The organism is Rhodoferax bucti, assembly GCF_005876985.1.
GTDB lineage: Bacteria > Pseudomonadota > Gammaproteobacteria > Burkholderiales > Burkholderiaceae_C > Allorhodoferax > Allorhodoferax bucti.
In genome coordinates this window covers 375,159-392,321 of record NZ_VAHD01000003.1, presented here as the reverse complement: position 1 = coordinate 392,321, position 17,163 = coordinate 375,159, and the positions used below count along the sequence as shown (strand labels likewise).

Here is a 17,163-nt window from a genome sequence, read left to right as displayed (position 1 = left end):
TCACTATGGCGGTCAACCTGCTCGATTTTGATCTCGAGGGTCTGGCCGCCTTCTGTGAAACCTTAGGCGAAAAGAAGTTTCGCGCCACCCAGTTGTTTCGCTGGGTGCATCAAAAAGGCGCCAGCCAGTTTGATGAAATGAGTGATCTTGCAAAGTCGCTCAGAGAAAAATTAAGAGGACACGCGGAGGTCCTGGCCTTACCGGTCATTACTCAGCACATTTCTGCAGACGGCACCATCAAGTGGCTCTTTGATGTGGGCGCGGGTGATGCGGTCGAAGCTGTTTTTATTCCTGAGTCAGACCGTGGCACGTTGTGTGTTTCGTCTCAAGCGGGTTGTGCGGTCGGTTGCAGGTTTTGCTCTACCGGGCACCAAGGATTCAGTCGGAATCTCAAAACCTGGGAAATCCTCGCCCAGCTTTGGTTTGCCGAGCATTTTTTGCGCAAGCACCTGGGTACGCAGGATCGGGTTATTTCCAATGTAGTGATGATGGGAATGGGTGAGCCGCTGCAGAACTACGCAGCGTTGGTCCCCGCTCTCAAGGTCATGCTGGATGATCACGGGTATGGTTTGTCTCGCCGGCGAGTGACCGTGTCCACCTCTGGCGTAGTGCCGATGATGGACCGTCTCGGACAGGATTGCCCCGTTGCACTGGCCGTGTCCTTGCATGCGCCGGATGATGTGCTGCGGGACAACCTGGTGCCGCTGAATAAAAAGTACCCCTTGAATGAGTTGATGGATGCGTGCAAGCGCTACCTCGAGAGGGCTCCACGCGATTTCATCACCTTCGAGTACTGCATGCTGGACGGCGTGAACGACAGTCCGGCGCAAGCGCAAGCGCTGCTCCAGTTTGTGAAGCGTGCGGATGTTCCGTGCAAGTTCAACCTTATTCCATTCAACCCATTTCCCGCATCCGGCCTATTGCGGTCTACTAACCAAGCGGTACAGGCATTTGCTCGCATTTTGGTAGAGGGTGGGGTGGTGACCACCATCCGTAAAACACGCGGAGATGATATTGATGCAGCTTGCGGACAGCTCGCCGGCGATGTCAAAGACCGTACCAACGTAGAGACACGTATTTCCAAGCAGCGCACCGTTATGCTTCAGCAGGTTCACAGCCTTGAACCTCGCGAAGGCCATAGGACAAGCAATGACTGATTTATTCGGCGGTTGGGTGGTGCGCGGGCACTTATTGGTGCGTGTGCTGGGGGCGACTTTGTTGTTGTGCTGCGTCGCTGGTGGCTTGTTTGGTTGCGCCAGTGGGGCACCTAGTTCCGCCTCAACCGGAGACCTCGTTACCGATTCGGATGAGACTCCAGCCCGCAAGCGAGCCAAAATCCGCCTGGAATTGGCTGCGGGTTATTACAACAATGGACAAACAACGGTCGCTTTGGACGAGTTGAAGCAGTCCATCAGCGCCGATGCCGGGCTCTTCGAGGCCCACAATCTTCGAGGCTTGATTTACATGCGCCTGAATGACTTCGCCCTGGCAGAGGAGAGTTTTCGGCGTGCCCTTCAACTGAATCCCCAAGCCGCCAGCGTGCAGCACAACTATGGCTGGTTGCTGTGCCAGAACGGCCGGATGCAGGATTCCTATACGCAATTCCAAGGCGCCATAGCCAATCCTAATTATGCAGACCTCTCCAAATCTTGGATGGCCATGGGTGTCTGCCAGTCCAAAGCGGGTGCGCGTAACGAGGCCATCAATAGCTTGACCCGCGCGAGTGAGTTGGATCCTGCGAATCCGGTGGCCGGTTACAACTTGGCGTTGTTGTTGTTGCAGCGCGGTGAGCTGGCCAAAGCGCAGTTCCAGGTGCGTCGAATCAATAACAGCGATTACGCGAATGCCGAATCGTTGTGGTTGGGTATCAAGATAGAGCAACTTCTGGGCAACAAAGATGCGGTGACTCAATTGGGTTCCCAGTTGCGCAAGCGTTTTGCGCAGTCCAAAGAAGCGGCGTCGTTCGAGAGGGGAGCTTTTGATGAGTGAGTTGGATGTGAGCGAGCAATCCCCAGCAGATGTTCCAGCGGCCCCCAAGCCCGTCACGGCAGGTAGTTTGCTGCGTGCAGCGCGTGAGGCCTCCGGCTTGCACATTGCTGCGTTGTCTGTATCCATGAAAGTACCGGTGAAGAAGCTGGAGGCCTTGGAGTCGGACAGGACGGACTTGCTGTTAGATGCCGTGTTTACGAGAGCGCTGGCCTCTAGCGTTTGTCGCACCTTGAAGATTGATCCACGCCCGGTCTTGGAGCTGCTTCCCCAGACGTTGGCTCCGAGTTTGGGCTCTGGGCAGAAAGCAATTAACGCGCCTTTCAAAGCATCTGGTGCAGCGCGCCACATGAGCTGGGCTGAGTTTTTGCGACGTCCTCCTGTCCTTGCGGTGATCGCTTTATTGTTAGCTGCGCTGGTTGTGGTTTTCATGCCGGACATCGAATGGACGGAGTCAACGACTCGCACCGATGCGGTATCACCTACCGTCGAGACGACCAAAGAGGCGCCGGTTGAGCCAGTGTCTCCCGTAAAACTTGAGGAGAAAACGCCCGCAGTGGAGGTCGTGCCTGCTCCTGTAGCTCCCGATCCCGTGAAATCTCCGGTGGTGGTGGAGGCGGCTGCGGCGGAGGCCGCCCCGGCTTCTGCGCCTGTGGCGAAACCGGCAGATATGGTACTTATCCGCGCCAAGGGAACCACTTGGGTGGAAGTCGTCGACTCTACTGGCGCGGTACTGGTGCGTCGCACGCTGCAACCGGATGGCGTGACCTCTGCCACCGGTGTGGCTCCACTGGCGGTGGTTGTGGGTAAGGCGGACGCGGTAGATGTGCAGGTCCGCGGTAAGCCTTTCAGCCTTACCGGGGTATCAAAAGACAACGTAGCCCGATTCGAGGTGAAATAGTGAGCCAAACTGAGCCTATCGCCCTTGCAAGGCCTTTGTCGCGTTCTACTCTTCAGTCCGTGGTGAAGTGGGGTAGCCACGTCGTGACAGTGGGCGGAGATGCGCCTGTGCGCATCCAGTCCATGACGAATACGGACACAGAAGATGCCGTCGGTACAGCGATCCAGGTTAAACAGCTTGCCGCAGCCGGGTCCGAGCTGGTCCGTATTACCGTGAACACCCCGGAGGCCGCCCAGGCGGTTCCCTATATCCGTGAGCAGTTAGACCGCATGGGCGTGAATGTGCCGCTCATTGGGGACTTCCATTACAACGGCCACCGTTTGCTGAGTGAATTTCCGGAGTGCGCAAAGGCGTTATCCAAGTACCGTATCAACCCCGGCAACGTGGGCAAGGGCGATAAGCGTGATCGCCAGTTTTCTCAGATGATCGAGGCTGCTATTCAGTGGGATAAGCCGATACGTATTGGCGTGAACTGGGGTAGCTTGGACCAAGAGTTACTCGCCAGTTTGATGGACGAGAATAGTCGTCGTCCTGTCCCCTGGGATGCCAAGCAAGTGATGTATGAAGCGTTGATCACTTCTGCATTGGAGTCTGCGCAGCGTGCAGAGGAGATCGGTCTTGCCGCAAACCAAATTACGCTTTCTTGCAAAGTAAGCGGCGTGACCGATTTGGTCGCGGTGTACCGTGAGTTGGCTAAGCGCGCCAAGTATCCGTTACACCTTGGTTTGACCGAGGCGGGGATGGGCACCAAAGGCACGGTTGCCTCTGCAACCGCTTTGGGTATTTTGCTACAAGAGGGTATCGGAGATACCCTTCGCGTTTCTCTCACGCCTGCGCCGGGCGAGGCCCGCACGCAAGAGGTTGTTGTGGCCTCTGAGATTATTCAGTCTCTGGGCCTGCGCACATTCGTTCCCAGTGTGACGGCTTGTCCGGGTTGCGGTAGGACGACCAGTACGACCTTCCAAGAGTTGACAAAGCAGATTGATGACTTCCTCCGTGATCAGATGCCAGTATGGCGGTCGCAGTATCCGGGTGTTGAAAACCTCAAGGTCGCGGTGATGGGGTGCATCGTGAATGGCCCTGGAGAGAGCAAGCATGCTGATATCGGTATCAGCCTCCCTGGCACCGGAGAAGCCCCGGCTGCACCGGTTTTTATTGATGGTGAAAAGCGGATGACCCTGCGTGGGGATGCCATTGCCGTCGAATTTCAGAACGTAGTAGAAACTTATATCCGGGAGCGCTTTACGCCCCGGTCTTCCCCAGTTTGAGGATTTATGTCAGAGAGTCATAGTCTGCGCAAGGCGGACAAAATCGTTGCCGTTAAAGGCATGAACGATATTTTGCCGCCCGAGTCCGCAGTGTGGGAGGCCTTGGAAGCGCGCGTTCGTGATTTGATGCGTCGCTTTGCGTTTGAGAATGTACGCACGCCCATCGTAGAGCCGACTGCGTTATTCGTACGTGGTCTTGGTGAAGTGACGGACATCGTAGAGAAGGAGATGTATTCCTTTGAAGACCGGCTGAACGGCGAGGCGCTTACCCTGCGGCCTGAGAACACTGCCGGTGTGGTGCGTGCGGCCGTGGAGCACTCCTTGCTGTACAACGGGCCCAAGCGGCTTTACTACATGGGACCGATGTTTCGCCACGAGCGCCCCCAGCGAGGGCGGTACCGGCAGTTTCATCAGATCGGGGCGGAGGCATTGGGTTTCGGTGGGGCAGAAATTGATGCCGAGGTCATTTTGATGGCCCATATGCTGTGGCAGGAGTTGGGCCTCACCGGGGTTGAGTTGCAGATCAACAGCTTGGGACAGCCGGCGGAGCGCAATCAACACCGTGCCGCATTGATTCAGTACTTCGAATCTCATGTCGATGTGTTGGATGAAGAAGCCAAACGCCGTTTACACCTGAATCCCTTGCGACTTCTGGACTCCAAAAATCCGGCCATGCAGCCTGTCATTGAAGCTGCACCGAAATTGATTGATTTTCTGGGGGATGCCTCCCGAGCCCATTTGCAGGCAGTTAAAGATATTCTGGACAGTCACGGGGTGCCGTATGTGGTGAATCCTCGTCTCGTCCGTGGCATGGACTATTACAACTTGACGGTGTTTGAGTTTGTTACGACCAAGCTGGGTTCTCAAGGCACGGTGTGTGCAGGTGGGCGCTATGACTATTTGATCGAACAAATCGGCGGCAAGCCTGCTCCCGCGGTGGGGTGGGCTATGGGAGTGGAGCGCGTGCTCGAACTGCTCAAAGAGAGTGGTTCAGCGCCCGCATTGCCGGTGCTGGATGCATTTGCTGTCATTACTGACGTATCGTCCCTCTCAAAGGTCATGCCGGCACTGCAGACACTGCGGCAAGCTGGCGTGTCTGTGCAGATGCAGGCAAGCGGCCCGGAAGGCATGCCCAGCATGAAGGCGCAATTCAAGCGAGCAGATTCCTCGGGTGCACGGTTCGCACTGATTTTTGGTGCGGATGAGGTACAAGCCGGACACGTGACAATCAAATCATTGCGGGATGGGGAGATTCCTCAAAAGACCATTCCACTCAGCGACATGGCAGCATGGGCTGCCGGTATGACGTCAGTCGCATAAATCAATCAGGTACATCATGGCAAATCATTTAGATCTTGAAGAACAAGAGCAGCTGGATCAGCTTAAGCATTTTTGGAAACAGTATGGAAATGCGATTTCTTGGGTGTTGATTATTGTGTTTGGCGCGTTTGCCGCTTGGAACGGATACCAATGGTGGAACAAACGGCAGGCTGAGCAAGCTTCGGCGATGTACGAGGAAGTGGATCGAGTGATTTCTGCTGGCGACACCGTGGCTGCGGAACGTGCATTTGCGGATATGAAGCAACGCTTTCCTTCCACGGTCTACACGCAACAAGCAGGTTTGAACTTGGCCAAAGTGGCATATCTGTCTGGTAAGGCCGATATTGCTCAAGCGACGCTATCCGCGGTTGTGGAGTCTGGTGCAGACGAGGGTTTGAGTAACTTGGCCAGAGTTCGCCAAGCAGGATTGTTTATTGAACTCAAAAATTATGATGCTGCGGCCAAATTGCTGGACGGAAAGTTCTCTGCGGAGTTCGCCGGCTTGGTGTCAGACAAGAAGGCGGATGCCCTATTGGCGCAAAGCAAGAAAGAAGAGGCGGTGGCACTTTATAAAGATGCCATCAAGCAACTTCCTGAGCGTGATCAGTATCGTCGTCTTGTTGAAGTGAAATTGACCGCTTTGGGCGCAGGCGAAAGCAAGTGATTTCAATTCAAAGAATGCGTCGGATTAAAGATTTTCTAATCGTAAGTGCTTTGCTGGCGGGCTTGTGCGCCTGCTCCGGCCCTGCTAAGCCGAAGCCCGCGGAGCTACAGCCCGTAGCCTCTTTGTTGGGGGTCAAAAAGGCGTGGACATTCAACGTGGGGGAAGTGGCATACCCATTGGAAGTCAAGGTTGTTGCGTCCGACTTGTACTTGGCATCCAGTGCCGGGGTTGTCAGCAAGCTCAACGCGGATACCGGAGCGATTCGGTGGTCGGTGGAGTTGGGCTCACGCATCGCGGCCGGTGTGGGGGCAGATGGTGATAAGGCTGCCGTGGTGACGACTTCCGGTGAACTGGTGACGTTACTCAACGGAAAGAAGTTGTGGCAGCAGAAGTTGGGTGCTGTGGCCATTACCCCTCCTTTGGTCGCAGGCGGGCGGGTGTTTGTCATCACTCCGGATCGGACCATTTCCGCCTTTGACAGTGACACTGGCAAACGACTATGGCAACAGCAACGAGGCGCGGACACATTGGTGTTGGACCGTGCGGGCGTTTTGTTGCCTGTGGGTGATACCTTGGTTGCAGGTATCGGCGGGCGTTTGGTCGGGTTGAACCCTTTGAACGGTGCCCAGCGCTGGGATATTCCCATCGCTCTCAGCCGGGGCACCAATGAAGTAGAGCGTTTGGTGGATGTTGTGGCGGGTGTGACCCGTGCTGGTAGCGAGGTGTGTGCCCGTGCTTATCTCAATGCGGTCGCGTGCGTCAATCTGGCGAAGGGGCAAGTAAATTGGACCAAGCCGGCAAATGGATTTACCGGTCTGAGTGGGGATGATCGTCTGCTGTTCGGTGCGGAGTCCGATGGGCGGCTGATCGCATGGCGTCGTATTGACGGTGAGCGGGCTTGGCAGTCCGACGCATTGAAATGGCGCGACTTGGGATCCCCGGTTGTGCTCGGTGAGTCGCTGGTCGTGTCGGATGGCTCTGGCTTGTTGCACTTACTGTCCACTGCCGATGGGTCTTCTTTGGGGCGCTTGTCCCTGGATGGTTCGCCTTTGAGTGCGTCTCCGGTGCTTGCCGGGAAGACATTGGTCGCGGTGACCCAAAAGGGGGGTGTTTACGCCTTCCGCCCGGAATAAGAAAGGTCTTCCATGAAGCCAGTTATCGCCCTTGTGGGGCGCCCCAATGTGGGAAAGTCGACGCTATTTAACCGGCTGACCAAAACCCGTGATGCGATCGTTGCGGACTTTGCGGGGCTCACCCGTGATCGTCACTATGGCAATGGCAAACACGGCAAACACGAGTTTATTGTCATTGACACCGGTGGTTTCGAGCCTGATGCTGGTAGCGGTATTTTCAAAGAAATGGCCAAGCAAACCCGTCAGGCCGTGGCGGAGGCGGATGTTGTCGTTTTTGTAGTGGATGCGCGTGCGGGTTTGTCAGCCCAAGACCATGACATCGGGAATTACCTGAGAAAACTCGGTAAGCCCTGTCTGGTCATCGCCAACAAAGCAGAAGGCATGAAGGCGGGCGCCCAGCTTTCCGAGTTTTTTGAGCTGGGTTTGGGTGAAGTGTTTCCGGTGTCTGCTGCGCACGGGCAGGGTATGCGCTCTTTGATTGAAATGGCATTGGATGCCTTGCATCTTGAGGAGCCAGAAGACGATCCAGAAGCTGCTGACCCGTCCATCATTAAGCTGGCTGTTGCAGGGCGTCCCAATGTGGGAAAATCCACTCTGATAAACACGTGGTTGGGTGAGGAGCGTTTGGTCGCATTCGACATGCCGGGTACCACACGTGATGCGATCTCTGTGCCTTTTGAGCGCAATGGTCAAAAATTCGAGTTGGTTGACACCGCAGGTTTACGTCGCAAAGGCAAAGTGTTTGAGGCGATTGAGAAGTTTTCGGTCGTGAAAACTTTGCAGGCAATTGAGTCTGCCAGCGTGGTCTTGCTCTTGATTGATGCCGAGCAAGGTGTGACCGATCAGGATGCCCACATCGCTGGTTACATTCTTGAATCCGGCCGCGCGGTGGTGGTGGCTGTTAACAAGTGGGATGCCGTCGACGAATACCAGCGTGAGCTGGTGAAGCGCTCATTGGAAACCCGGCTGGGTTTCTTAAAGTTTGCTGCACTGCATTTGATTTCTGCCAAGAAGCGTCAAGGCTTGGGGCCTGTGTGGGATTCGATTGCACAGGCTCACAAAGCTGCAAATTGCAAAATGCCTACTCCGGTTTTGACGCGTCTTTTGTTAGAGGCTGTGCAATTCCAGACGCCCAAGAAAACGGGCGCCTACCGGCCCAAACTGCGCTACGCGCACCAGGGCGGTATGAACCCGCCAATTATTGTGATCCACGGAAACTCTTTGGAGCACGTGACCGAAGCCTACAAGCGGTTTCTGGAGGGGCGCTTCCGTAAGGAGTTCAATTTGATTGGTACGCCACTACGTATCGAAATGAAGTCTTCCCAAAATCCTTTTGCGGACAAAGACTGACTTTGAGAGGCGGCCTCGCACGGTATCTCTCCCGTGGGGCCTAGGTTTAGTGTGGTATCGTCAATCCCTCATCAATTTTTGAACACGGAGAATATCGTGAGCAACAAAGGCCAACTCCTTCAAGACCCTTTTCTCAACGCATTGCGTCGGGAACATGTACCAGTTTCCATCTATTTGGTGAACGGTATCAAGTTGCAAGGGCAAATTGAATCTTTCGACCAATACGTTGTGCTTTTGCGCAATACGGTGACACAAATGGTTTACAAGCATGCCATTTCCACTATCGTTCCGGGTCGTGCCGTCAACTTGGCCACTGCCACCGAAGAGTCTCCCTCTGCGTAATAGTCCCTCAGCAATACCTCTTCGATCGGATATTGCTGGTGTGATGAATTTTTACCATTGACCAATCCGCTTGACAGCAAGGCCGCTCCTACCATTCTGGTGGGCGTTGATCTGGGTGGTCCCAATTTCGATTCTGAACTCGAAGAACTCGGCTTGTTAGCCCAGACGGCCGGGTTGCAACCCGTTGCTCGGGTGGTGTGCAAACGCCGCGCTCCGGATGCTGCATTGTTTGTGGGCTCCGGTAAAGCTGAAGAAATCCGCCAATTGGCGTTGCAGACCGGCGCTACCGAAATTCTGTTTGACCAGGCACTGAGTCCCGGTCAGCAACGCAATTTGGAGCGACACATGCAACTTCCGGTCAATGACCGGACGTTCCTGATTCTGGAAATTTTCGCGCAACGCGCGCGTAGCCATGAAGGTAAGCTTCAGGTCGAATTAGCTCGCCTTCAGTACTTGAGTACACGGCTGGTGCGCCGTTGGTCTCACTTGGAGCGCCAGCGGGGGGGCATCGGTACCCGTGGTGGCCCCGGTGAAACCCAGATTGAGCTGGACCGGCGCATGATCAGCGAAAACATCAAGCGCACTAAAGAGCGGCTCACCAAGGTCAAGAAGCAGCGGCAAACCCAGCGCCGCCAGCGTGAACGACGCGATGCGTTCAATATTTCGCTGATTGGCTACACGAACGCAGGGAAATCAACGTTGTTCAATGCGTTGGTCAAAGCGCGGGCGTACGCTGCAGATCAGTTGTTCGCAACCTTGGACACGACTACCCGCCAGTTGTATCTGGGGGCGGCCAATCGTTCTGTGTCGCTATCCGATACGGTGGGGTTTATCCGGGATTTGCCCCACGGCTTGGTTGACGCTTTTCAGGCTACTTTGCAGGAAGCGATAGACGCTGACTTGCTCTTGCATGTCGTGGATGCTGCCAATCCCGAGTTTCCAGAGCAGATTGCACAAGTGCAGGCGGTGCTTAAAGAAATTGGAGCAGACGACATTCCGCAACTGTTGGTGTTCAACAAGGTAGATGCGATTGCGCCGGATGCGCAACCGCTGCGCATGGAAGACACCTATGACATCGAAGGTTTGCAGACGCCGCGTCTGTTTGTCAGCGCCCGTTCGTTGCTGGGCATACCTTTGCTCCGTCAAAAGTTGGCCGATATCGCGAAGTCCGATGCGGGAGCGCCCGACGAGTTATCACCAATTCACCCTGAGTCATCCGGGGACGACGTCTGAGTTGGCACAATGCAGTTCATAGCACTAAAGAAATTTCCATGAAACTATCTGCGTTTCGAATGAAGAGCATGCCCTTGGCGCTTCGGTTACGTCATGTTTTCAATCTCAACGACTCCCGCTGGGGGCGTGGTGAAGACAAGCAGGGCGACGCCAACCCTGATGGGCAGACAAAGCCTGACGTGGAGCCGCCACGGCAGAGCGCGGGGCCGCAAACCGGTGGCCCCAAAAATACAGCCCAGTCCGGCCCTCCCGATCTGGACGAGTTGTGGCGTGATTTCAACCGCAAATTGGGCGGCCTCTTTGGTGGAGGCAAGAAGCCTCCTGCCGGTAATGGCGGTGGCGGTTTTCAACCGGATATGAAAAGTGCAGGCATCGGGGCCGGGCTGATCGTGGGTGTTCTGGTGCTGATTTGGCTGGGCACGGGTTTCTTTATCGTGCAAGAGGGCCAGCAAGCGGTGATCACGCAGTTCGGCAAGTACAAATCTACTGTAAACGCCGGTTTCAACTGGCGCTTGCCGTATCCGATTGAGAAGCACGAACTGGTCTTTGTGAGCCAGATTCGGTCTGTGGATGTGGGGCGGGATGTGGTGCTGAAAGCCACGGGCTTGAAGGAGTCCGCGATGTTGACGGAAGACGAAAACATCCTCGACATCAAGTTTGCAGTGCAGTACCGGTTGAGTGATGCCCGTGCGTTTTTGTTTGAAAGCAAAAATCCTGGAGATGCGGTGGTGCAAGCGGCGGAAACCGCCATCCGTGAAGTCATGGGCAAGATGAAGATGGACGCGGCGCTCTCTGAAGAGCGTGACCAGATTGCTCCCCGCGTGCGGGCCTTGATGCAAACCATTCTGGATCGCTACAAGGTTGGTGTGGAAGTGGTGGGGGTTAACTTGCAGCAGGGCGGCGTGCGTCCTCCTGAGCAGGTGCAGTCGTCCTTCGATGATGTGCTGAAGGCCGGTCAAGAGCGCGAGCGAGCCAAAAACGAAGCGCAAGCCTATGCCAACGATGTGGTGCCTCGCGCGGTGGGCTCGGCATCCCGTCTGAAAGAAGAGGCGGATGCCTACAAGGCCCGCGTGGTAGCACAAGCGCAGGGCGATGCACAACGCTTCCGCTCGGTGTACGCGGAGTACCAGAAGGCGCCCCAAGTCATGCGTGATCGCATGTATCTGGACACCATGCAGCAGATTTACAGCAATGTCACGAAAGTCATTGTGGATTCCAAGCAAGGCTCCAACATGCTGTACCTGCCTTTGGACAAAGTGTTGCAAATGACCGCAAGTACTCCTGCGGCAGACACTGCCGGCGTGCCAGCAGCTACCTCAACATCCACACAGCCCGCGACGGTTGGCAGTAACCCTGCCAGTGGCGATGTGCGCAGCCGGGATGCATCCAGAACCCGCGAACGTGATGTGCGCTAGGACATTGTTATGAACCGTATTGGATTTATTTTTTCTTCGCTGTTGGTGTTGTTGGCTTTGGCCAGCTCCACGTTGTTTGTCGTGGACCAGCGCCAATTCGGCGTGGTGTACGCCTTGGGTCAAATCAAGGAAGTGATTACGGAGCCTGGCTTGAATTTCAAGTTGCCGCCGCCGTTTCAAAACGTTTCTTACATCGATAAACGCTTGCTGACGCTGGACAGCACCGATGCGGAGCCCATGCTCACTGCAGAGAAGCAGCGTGTGGTGATCGATTGGTATGTTCGCTGGCGCATTACTGAGCCGTCGGATTACATCCGCAATGTGGGGCTCAACGAGAGTGCAGGTGCCAGCCAATTGAACCGTGTTGTGCGCAATGCGTTCCAGGAAGAAATCAACAAGCGCACGGTGAAAGAGTTGCTCTCTCTCAAGCGTGAAGCTCTCATGTCTGACGTGAAGGCTGAGGTGTTGGATAAAGTACGTGGCGCCAAGCCTTGGGGCGTGGATGTGGTGGATGTGCGTATCACCCGCGTGGATTACGTGGAAGCCATAACCGAATCGGTATACCGCCGTATGGAAGCGGAGCGCAAGCGGGTTGCCAACGAACTCCGATCCACAGGTGCTGCGGAGGGCGAAAAAATTCGTGCGGACGCAGATCGCCAGCGCGAAATTGCGATCGCCAATGCCTACCGGGATGCACAGAAGATCAAAGGCGAGGGTGACGCCGAGGCTGCACGTATTTATGCCGAAGCATTCGGTAAAGATCCTCAGTTCGCACAGTTCTACCGCAGCTTGGAAGCCTACAAGAGCAGCTTTGCGAACAAGAGTGATGTGATGGTTCTCGACCCTTCCGGCTCCGAATTTTTCAAAACCTTTCGCAATGGTGGCGGCTCGGCGCCTGCCGCCAAAAAATAGGTGAGCTCTGACGCGGTGTGGCTGGCACTGGCCTTGGTGTTGGTCGTGGAAGGCCTCTTCCCTTTTGCGTCACCCCAAGGGTGGCGCAAAATGTTTTCCCAACTGTTGCAATTGCAGGACGGGCAGATCCGGTTTTTTGGTTTGTGCAGCATCTTGGCCGGATTAGTCTGCATTTGGTGGTTGCTGCCCTGAAATCCGGGGCCCAAGGCCGGTAAAATCTCGGTTTTAACAGCCTCCCTTCAATTCCATGTCTGCTTGGGTCCTTCCGGATCACATTGCCGATGTGCTGCCTTCCGAGGCTCGCCACATCGAAGAAATACGTCGAGATCTGCTGGACATGGCCCGTTGCTATGGCTACGAGCTCGTGATGCCGCCCATGTTGGAGCATCTGGAGTCCTTGCTCTCCGGCACCGGCAAAGCGCTGGACCTGCAAACCTTCAAGCTGGTAGACCAGATTTCTGGCCGCATGCTGGGTTTGCGTGCCGACAGTACGCCTCAGGTCGCCCGTATCGACGCCCATTTGCTCAACCGCAACGGCGTGACACGTCTTTGCTACTGCGGCCCGGTTTTGCACACCATGCCTGCGGCTCCTCATGCCACGCGGGAACCGTTGCAGTTTGGCGCCGAAATTTATGGCCATGCGGGTCTGGAAGCGGACCTGGAAATCCTTACCTTGACCTTGGATGCTCTGAAGGCCTCCAAGGTAGGCGCCGTGACCGTTGATTTGGCAGATGCCCGCATTGTCAGCAGCCTGCTGGACCAATCGCATTTGGCCGCCTCGCAAAAAAATGAGGTGCTGGCGGCTCTTGTGTCCAAAGACAGCAGCACTTTGCATGCATTGACTGCTGCTTGTCCTGCCGAGATTGCGCAGGCGTTGCGGAGCCTGGTCGGTTTGTATGGCGGTGCTGATGTGTTGGTGCAGGCGCGCGCAACGTTGCCCGCCTTGCCGGGTATCACCGAAGCCTTGGACCATTTGCAATGGTTGGCCGGTCATCTGGATGGCGTCAGGGTGTCGCTTGACCTTGCAGATTTGCGAGGCTACGCCTATTACACCGGCATGCGTTTCTCCATCTATGCAGCAGGCGCCAGCGACGCCTTGGCCCGTGGTGGTCGCTACGACGAAGTCGGCTCCGTGTTTGGGCGTAAACGTCCTGCCGTGGGCTTCAGTTTGGATGTGAAAGTATTGGCCCAAGCGGCACAAGTGCGTCCCCTGCGGGCCGCCATCCGTGCACCTTGGGGCGAGGCCGCGGCCTTGCGTGCAGCAATTGCGGATTTGCGCCAACAGGGCGAAACCGTGGTGTGTGTCCTCCCCGGGCATGAAAGTGAAGTCGATGAGTTCCATTGCGACCGTGAGCTGGTGCAAGCCGCTGGTCAGTGGGTCGTAACAGCTATTTAATCCAGAGCGAAATGAATACAACCAAAGGTCGAAATGTAGTGGTCGTCGGCACCCAGTGGGGCGATGAAGGCAAGGGCAAACTGGTCGATTGGCTCACGGAAAGCGCCCAAGGTGTGGTGCGCTTTCAGGGCGGTCACAACGCAGGTCACACCCTGGTGATCAATGGCGTCAAGACCGCTTTGCATCTGATTCCCTCCGGCATCATGCGTCCGGGCGTCAAGTGCTACATCGGCAACGGCGTGGTGCTGTCGGCTGCCAAGCTGTTTGAAGAAATCGAAGGTCTGGAAAAAGCAGGCGTGGAAGTCCGCTCCCGCCTGCGCATCAGCGAGGCCTGCCCGCTGATCTTGCCTTTCCATGTGGCCCTCGATGTGGCCCGTGAAGCCTTCCGTGAAAAGGGCGGCACCGCCAAGATCGGCACCACCGGCCGCGGTATCGGACCTGCTTACGAAGACAAAATTGCCCGCCGTGCCCTGCGCGTGCAAGACTTGAAGCACCCTGAGCGCTTCGCAGCCAAGCTGCGTGAGTTGCTGGACCTGCACAACCATGTGTTGGCCACCTACCTCGGCTCCGAAGCCTTCGACTTCGGCCCCTTGCTGGCGCCTTTTATGGCTAACGGCCGTGTTCAGTTTGAGGCAGTGTTCCAGCAAGCCATGGAACATGCTGCCTTGCTCAAGCCCATGATCGCCGACGTGTCCCGCGAGTTGAACGAAGCCAATCTGGCCGGCGCCAATCTGCTGTTTGAAGGTGCCCAAGGCACCTTGTTGGACGTGGACCACGGCACCTACCCGTATGTCACCTCCAGCAACTGCGTGGCAGGCAATGCGGCTGCGGGCTCCGGTGTGGGCCCCGGCATGTTGCATTACATCCTCGGTATCACCAAGGCGTATTGCACCCGTGTGGGTGGTGGTCCGTTCCCCACCGAGTTGGAGTGGGAAGTGCCCGGCACCCCCGGTTACCACATGAGCACCATCGGTGCCGAAAAAGGTGTGACCACAGGTCGCTCACGCCGTTGCGGCTGGTTTGATGCTGCTTTGCTCAAGCGCTCGGCCCAAGTCAATGGCTTGTCCGGTTTGTGCATTACCAAGCTCGACGTGCTGGACGGCCTCAAGGAGTTGAAGCTGTGCACTGGCTACGAAGTGGATGGCGAGAAAGTCGACATCCTGCCCATGGGTGCCGATGAGATCGAGCGCTGCAAGCCCATCTATGAAGTCATGGAAGGCTGGAGCGACAGCACGGTCGGTGTGACCCAGTACGACAAGTTGCCCGTGGCAGCGCGCCTGTACTTGCAGCGCATTGAGCAGGTGACCGGTGTACCTATCCACATGGTGTCCACCAGCCCGGACCGCGACCACACCATCATGATGCGCCATCCCTACCTGGCTGACTAAGCCGGTTTGGATGCCATTTGAACCTCTAGCCCCCGTAAATCCTGCGCGAGCAGCTACTTTTTTAGGAGCACTCTGATGTTGACTGAAGACGGCAAACACCTCTACGTAAGCTACGACGAGTACCACAACCTGATCGAAAAGCTGGCCATCAAGATCTTCCAGTCCGGCTGGGAGTTCGACACCATTTTGTGCCTGGCCCGTGGCGGCATGCGCCCTGGTGACATCCTGTCGCGCGTGTTCGACAAGCCCTTGGCCATCATGTCCACCAGCTCGTACCGCGCCGAAGCCGGTACCCAGCAAGGCAACCTGGACATCGCGCGCTACATCACCACACCCAAGGGTGAGATCGCCGGCAAGGTATTGTTGGTGGACGATTTGGCCGACTCCGGCCACACCCTGAATGCGGTGATCAACCAGCTCAAAAACAACTACGCGCCCATCACCGAGCTGCGCAGTGCGGTGATCTGGACCAAGGCCGTCAGTGTGTTCACGCCGGATTACTCGGTGGAATTTTTGCCGACCAACCCCTGGATTCACCAGCCCTTCGAGAGCTACGACTCCCTGCGTCCGCAGCAGCTGATCCAGAAGTGGAGCGTCTGACGCCCCCAGGCTTTCGGAATTACGTGGCATGACAGACCGGATTACCCACCTCATTCACCATCCTTACCAGCCGCCGGGCGGTTTTGAAGCGCCCCAGGCGGGCGTCTTCAAGGCCTCCACGGTGTTTTTCCCCACGGTGGCCGCCATGCGCAGCCGCGAGTGGAAGGACAAGTCGGCCTACACCTACGGTCTGCATGGCACGCCGACCAGCTACGCGCTGGAGGAGCGTTTGGCGACGCTGGAGGGGGGCGCAGAGTGCCTGCTGGTGCCCAGCGGTTTGGCTGCCTTGGGCTTGGTGGCGATGTCATTGCTCAAAAGCGGTGATGAGGTGCTGGTGCCCGACAACGCCTATGGGCCCAACAAATCCATTGTGGAAGGTGAGTTGAAGGGCTGGGGCATTACGCATCAGTACTACGACCCCATGGATCCGCAGGACCTTGAGGCCCAGATTTCCAGCCGCACCAAGCTGGTCTGGCTGGAGGCCGCCGGCTCCGTGACCCTGGAGTTCCCCAACCTGGTGGAGATGGTGCGCATTTGCCAGCGCCGGAAAGTGTTGACCGCCTTGGACAACACTTGGGGTGCGGGCCTGGCCTTCAATGCGTTTGATCTGGTACCCGGTGCCCAGGTGCCGGTGGCCGTTGATATCTCGGCCCATGCGCTGACCAAATACCCCAGCGGAGGGGGTGATGTGCTCATGGGCAGTGTAGTCACCCGCAACCCGTCCCTGCACCTCAAACTCAAGCTCACGCACATGCGCTTTGGCATTGGCGTGGGCATGAACGATGTGGAGGCCGTGCTGCGCTCCTTGCCCACCATCGGCCTGCGCTACCGCGCGCATGATGTGGCTACGCGGGCCTTGGCGGTCTGGGCACAAACCCAGCCCGAGTTTGTGCAGGTGCTGCACCCGGCTTTGCCCAAGTCGCCGGGTCACGGCCATTGGATGGCACTGACCGGGGGCGAAGAGGGCACTGCGGCAGGGCTGTTCAGTGTCATGCTGGATGCCCGCTTTACCCAGGCCCAAACTGATGCGTTTTGCGATGCGCTCAAGCTCTTCAAACTGGGCTACAGCTGGGGCGGGCCGATCAGTCTGGTTGTGCCTTACGAATTGGAGACCATGCGCACCGCGTGGCCTGCCCATTTGCTGCCGGGCACGCTGGTGCGTTTCTCGGTCGGCCTCGAAGACGCTGCCGACCTGCAGGCCGACATTGCGCAAGCGCTGGAAGTCTTGCGCTGACTGCGTGTTTTCCTGAGTAGT

The 17,163-nt window shown here is 56.7% G+C and carries 17 protein-coding genes; all 17 read left to right on the top strand.

Annotated elements, in window-relative coordinates; genetic code table 11:
• Positions 1-5: 5 nt before the first annotated feature.
• The 17 genes from rlmN (at position 6) to FDM28_RS12775 (ending at position 17,142) form a co-directional block, all read left to right on the top strand.
• Positions 6-1,157: a dual-specificity RNA methyltransferase RlmN gene (rlmN, locus tag FDM28_RS12855; RefSeq protein ID WP_138515688.1), complete on the top strand. Its 1,152-nt coding sequence runs from the start codon at positions 6-8 to the stop codon at positions 1,155-1,157.
• The gene (gene pilW / locus FDM28_RS12850) at positions 1,150-1,989 is read left to right on the top strand and encodes a type IV pilus biogenesis/stability protein PilW (RefSeq protein ID WP_138515686.1); all 840 of its coding nucleotides are present in this window, start codon (positions 1,150-1,152) and stop codon (positions 1,987-1,989) included. The genes rlmN and pilW overlap by 8 nt, the downstream gene beginning before the upstream one ends.
• The gene (locus FDM28_RS12845; RefSeq protein WP_138515684.1) at positions 1,982-2,887 is read left to right on the top strand and encodes a helix-turn-helix domain-containing protein; all 906 of its coding nucleotides are present in this window, start codon (positions 1,982-1,984) and stop codon (positions 2,885-2,887) included. Before pilW ends, FDM28_RS12845 begins: the two co-directional genes overlap by 8 nt.
• Complete coding sequence (gene ispG / locus FDM28_RS12840) at positions 2,887-4,155, top strand: flavodoxin-dependent (E)-4-hydroxy-3-methylbut-2-enyl-diphosphate synthase (RefSeq protein WP_420853021.1); 1,269 nt, start codon at positions 2,887-2,889, stop codon at positions 4,153-4,155. Before FDM28_RS12845 ends, ispG begins: the two co-directional genes overlap by 1 nt.
• A 6-nt stretch (positions 4,156-4,161) precedes the next feature.
• On the top strand, positions 4,162-5,475 hold the full coding sequence (gene hisS, locus FDM28_RS12835) for a histidine--tRNA ligase (protein ID WP_138515680.1): 1,314 nt from the start codon (positions 4,162-4,164) through the stop codon (positions 5,473-5,475).
• A 16-nt stretch (positions 5,476-5,491) separates the two neighbouring features.
• Positions 5,492-6,139, top strand: a complete 648-nt coding sequence (locus FDM28_RS12830; RefSeq protein ID WP_138515678.1) for a YfgM family protein — start codon at positions 5,492-5,494, stop codon at positions 6,137-6,139.
• Between the two features lie 14 nt (positions 6,140-6,153).
• Positions 6,154-7,272: an outer membrane protein assembly factor BamB gene (bamB, locus tag FDM28_RS12825; protein ID WP_138516294.1), complete on the top strand. Its 1,119-nt coding sequence runs from the start codon at positions 6,154-6,156 to the stop codon at positions 7,270-7,272.
• Positions 7,273-7,284: 12 nt separating this feature from the next.
• Entirely contained in the window at positions 7,285-8,622 is a 1,338-nt protein-coding gene (gene der, locus FDM28_RS12820) for a ribosome biogenesis GTPase Der (RefSeq protein ID WP_138515676.1), read from the top strand.
• A 96-nt stretch (positions 8,623-8,718) separates the two neighbouring features.
• Positions 8,719-8,964 (top strand): RNA chaperone Hfq, encoded by a 246-nt coding sequence (gene hfq / locus FDM28_RS12815; RefSeq protein WP_420853020.1) that lies wholly within the window; start codon positions 8,719-8,721, stop codon positions 8,962-8,964.
• 57 nt (positions 8,965-9,021) lie between these two features.
• Positions 9,022-10,197, top strand: a complete 1,176-nt coding sequence (hflX, locus tag FDM28_RS12810) for a GTPase HflX (protein WP_138515672.1) — start codon at positions 9,022-9,024, stop codon at positions 10,195-10,197.
• A 38-nt stretch (positions 10,198-10,235) separates the two neighbouring features.
• On the top strand, positions 10,236-11,612 hold the full coding sequence (gene hflK, locus FDM28_RS12805; RefSeq protein ID WP_138515670.1) for an FtsH protease activity modulator HflK: 1,377 nt from the start codon (positions 10,236-10,238) through the stop codon (positions 11,610-11,612).
• 9 nt (positions 11,613-11,621) lie between these two features.
• Positions 11,622-12,524 carry a protease modulator HflC gene (hflC, locus tag FDM28_RS12800; RefSeq protein WP_138515669.1) on the top strand — a complete coding sequence of 301 codons (903 nt, stop codon included), beginning with the start codon at positions 11,622-11,624 and terminating at the stop codon, positions 12,522-12,524.
• Complete coding sequence (locus FDM28_RS12795; protein WP_138515668.1) at positions 12,525-12,716, top strand: DUF2065 domain-containing protein; 192 nt, start codon at positions 12,525-12,527, stop codon at positions 12,714-12,716.
• A 55-nt stretch (positions 12,717-12,771) separates the two neighbouring features.
• On the top strand, positions 12,772-13,920 hold the full coding sequence (locus FDM28_RS12790; protein WP_138515667.1) for an ATP phosphoribosyltransferase regulatory subunit: 1,149 nt from the start codon (positions 12,772-12,774) through the stop codon (positions 13,918-13,920).
• A gap of 11 nt (positions 13,921-13,931) precedes the next feature.
• Entirely contained in the window at positions 13,932-15,308 is a 1,377-nt protein-coding gene (locus FDM28_RS12785) for an adenylosuccinate synthase (protein ID WP_138515665.1), read from the top strand.
• Between the two features lie 75 nt (positions 15,309-15,383).
• Positions 15,384-15,908, top strand: a complete 525-nt coding sequence (locus FDM28_RS12780) for a phosphoribosyltransferase (RefSeq protein WP_138515662.1) — start codon at positions 15,384-15,386, stop codon at positions 15,906-15,908.
• Between the two features lie 28 nt (positions 15,909-15,936).
• On the top strand, positions 15,937-17,142 hold the full coding sequence (locus tag FDM28_RS12775; RefSeq protein ID WP_138515660.1) for a PLP-dependent transferase: 1,206 nt from the start codon (positions 15,937-15,939) through the stop codon (positions 17,140-17,142).
• Positions 17,143-17,163: the final 21 nt, after the last annotated feature.

Bases quoted from the DNA above. Each gene is read 5' to 3' on its own strand.
- pilW (WP_138515686.1), top strand. From the start codon at position 1,150: ATGACTGATTTATTCGGCGGTTGGGTGGTGCGCGGGCACTTATTGGTG.
- FDM28_RS12845 (WP_138515684.1), top strand. From the start codon at position 1,982: ATGAGTGAGTTGGATGTGAGCGAGCAATCCCCAGCAGATGTTCCAGCG.
- FDM28_RS12830 (WP_138515678.1), top strand. From the start codon at position 5,492: ATGGCAAATCATTTAGATCTTGAAGAACAAGAGCAGCTGGATCAGCTT.
- der (WP_138515676.1), top strand. From the start codon at position 7,285: ATGAAGCCAGTTATCGCCCTTGTGGGGCGCCCCAATGTGGGAAAGTCG.
- rlmN (WP_138515688.1), top strand. From the start codon at position 6: ATGGCGGTCAACCTGCTCGATTTTGATCTCGAGGGTCTGGCCGCCTTC.
- hflC (WP_138515669.1), top strand. From the start codon at position 11,622: ATGAACCGTATTGGATTTATTTTTTCTTCGCTGTTGGTGTTGTTGGCT.
- FDM28_RS12780 (WP_138515662.1), top strand. From the start codon at position 15,384: ATGTTGACTGAAGACGGCAAACACCTCTACGTAAGCTACGACGAGTAC.
- FDM28_RS12790 (WP_138515667.1), top strand. From the start codon at position 12,772: ATGTCTGCTTGGGTCCTTCCGGATCACATTGCCGATGTGCTGCCTTCC.
- bamB (WP_138516294.1), top strand. From the start codon at position 6,154: ATGCGTCGGATTAAAGATTTTCTAATCGTAAGTGCTTTGCTGGCGGGC.
- FDM28_RS12785 (WP_138515665.1), top strand. From the start codon at position 13,932: ATGAATACAACCAAAGGTCGAAATGTAGTGGTCGTCGGCACCCAGTGG.
- hisS (WP_138515680.1), top strand. From the start codon at position 4,162: ATGTCAGAGAGTCATAGTCTGCGCAAGGCGGACAAAATCGTTGCCGTT.
- FDM28_RS12775 (WP_138515660.1), top strand. From the start codon at position 15,937: ATGACAGACCGGATTACCCACCTCATTCACCATCCTTACCAGCCGCCG.
- hflK (WP_138515670.1), top strand. From the start codon at position 10,236: ATGAAACTATCTGCGTTTCGAATGAAGAGCATGCCCTTGGCGCTTCGG.